General features: G+C 39.0%; 2 protein-coding genes and 1 pseudogene. All 3 read right to left on the bottom strand.

The window, feature by feature from the left end; all coding sequences use genetic code 11:
- Window positions 1-223 (bottom strand): annotated as a pseudogene (locus DDR33_RS24985) (hypothetical protein); the annotation flags it as partial.
- A gap of 56 nt (window positions 224-279) precedes the next feature.
- Window positions 280-789, bottom strand: a complete 510-nt coding sequence (locus DDR33_RS24980; RefSeq protein WP_109418503.1) for a toxin-antitoxin system YwqK family antitoxin — start codon at window positions 787-789, stop codon at window positions 280-282.
- A 2-nt stretch (window positions 790-791) separates the two neighbouring features.
- Window positions 792-2084 (bottom strand): polymorphic toxin type 44 domain-containing protein (locus DDR33_RS24975; protein WP_238387945.1); only part of this gene is annotated, 1293 nt, incomplete at its 5' end.

Genomic DNA, 2084 nt, shown 5'->3' with positions numbered 1-2084 from the left:
TATGGCTGCGCATGCTGCTGAGCAACTCGTGTGTAAAGCTGTAAGTATTATCTGTTTCGTCATAATTCCCTTCAGCCAGTGCTCCTCCCTTGTAATGCTGGCTCACGTTCTTCGTTACCTGTGCTTCTTCATCATAATAATTCACATTCCACAACAGTTTTGAGGGGTTGTTAAGCACTGCCGTACGGGCAAAAGAAAAGTGTTTCTCGGCAAATCTATCCACCACATTAAATGTCCCGATCACCGTATCATAGAGTCTCGCTCCGTCATTGTGGACACTTATTGAAACTCTAATTCACCTGCTACAAGTTTCACCTGATTAACTTGTTTATTTTCAAAATTATACCCTTTCATTTTCAACAACTTGATTAAAGTATTCTTTAACTCCTTTGGATTATTAGGAACCTTTAGTTGATCTGCTACAACAACAAAAATATCTGTATAACTATTCTGCCCCTCCTTTACCTCGCAGACATTAAGTCTCCTAATAGATTTAACGCCATTTACAGTTAATTCCTTATTTTTAAAAGGAACATATTTCCCACATTGAACAACTTCTCCATCAAAACCATAAGCGGTCCAAGGGCCTTCAGGAATCCCATTTTTAATCGAAATTTTATTTGAAATACGGCCATTATCAAACTTAGATATTGCCTCACCATCATATGGCATTGAAGTTCCTTTTTGGAAGTAAATATTTTCTTTTAGCACCAATTCTTCTAACAAGATCTGCGAACGAGAACAACTTGATAAAAAGAACAAAAAAATTATTAATGTAAAGGCTTTCATAGCTATTTCTTTAAGTAAAATTGGTAATTAACTATCCCTGTACGCATCATATCAATATCCCTTCGTTCATCCCCACTTCCATTTGTTTTCCCAGTAATATCTTTCCAAAGCTGATTTAAATTTGATCCCTGGAAAAGAAAAGACTGAGAAAATCCCGCTGCAACCCCAAATGCTCCATATGAAATATTTCCATAATCATCATACCGTCTCAAGGTTCCATTAAGAATGCTCCATTCTCCGATTACTGAAGCCGCATAAGAAGGAGTGCCATCGCTAGTAGTTAAGGATTTTAAGTCATACTTGGCACCATCAGTAACTAAATCTTGAAAGGCTTCTGCTCTATCACTTAAAAATCCACCTCTCGTGCTCAATCCTCTTAACGCAGAAAATTCTGGAATACCACTTCTAACTATACTTGTGAATTCCGATGTTAAATCAAGAAGATCTTCTAAAAAGACTTGTGATCCTACTCTAGTTCCAATATTCCTTAATGGATGATTACTTCTAAATGATCTACCACTAAGTCCTCCCGATTTTCTTCCAACTTGATATGTAAGAGCCTCGGCATTTGCCCAAGGATTATCTGAATCAAAAGAGTCAGAGTTTCCGTCAACCGTATATATGGCAGTTTTTTCTCCTCCAGGCTTTCTCGTAATAAGCTGTCCTCCTATTGCATTGTATAAAGCAGTATCTCTTCCATCCGGGTCAATAAACCTAACTGGATTATTAAAGGTATAGTTATAAGGGGTGAAGCTTGCATATTTGTTAGTCAAAGGATCCATAGTAGTAAATCGCCCAACTACCGCATCATAGAACCTCGCCCCATAATCATATTGCCCCAATCCCAACTCTGTCTGCAATTCCTTCCCGTTATATTTATATCTGTTATCAGGGCTTGGCGTCAGCCGGTTCCGGTTTAACTCCATCCCGAAAGCATAATAATCCGGCGTTTGCAAGATACTTCCATCCTGCTTCACCACTGCACGGGTGTTGCCCAGATGGTCTTTTAGCATATATTCATAACTATAAGTACCACCTGTATTCACAGCCCTCCCCTCTTCCGTCTGAACAAACTCAATGTTTCCATTGTTGCCATATTCGATGCCGCCGATATAATCACGGTTGCCTCCTGCTGTCTCCTTTCTTAGCTTTCTTCCAGATGCATCGTAAAGGTAGCTAATTGATTCTCCAGTTGATCCTTTTGTTACCTTTTTCGAAAGGTTCAGATGATTGTACTCGAAGTTTAGTCCTTTACGGCTGTCTGTCCGAAGATTCCCATTCTGATCATATGAGTA

The sequence above is a fragment of the Pararcticibacter amylolyticus genome, from assembly GCF_003130405.1.
GTDB lineage: Bacteria > Bacteroidota > Bacteroidia > Sphingobacteriales > Sphingobacteriaceae > Arcticibacter > Arcticibacter amylolyticus.
The sequence above is the reverse complement of the archived record's forward strand: the minus strand, read 5'-3'. Positions and strand labels throughout refer to the sequence as shown.

What these genes read in the sequence shown, in the direction of transcription:
- DDR33_RS24980 (WP_109418503.1), bottom strand. Translation starts at nt 789, where the DNA reads ATGAAAGCCTTTACATTAATAATTTTTTTGTTCTTTTTATCAAGTTGT.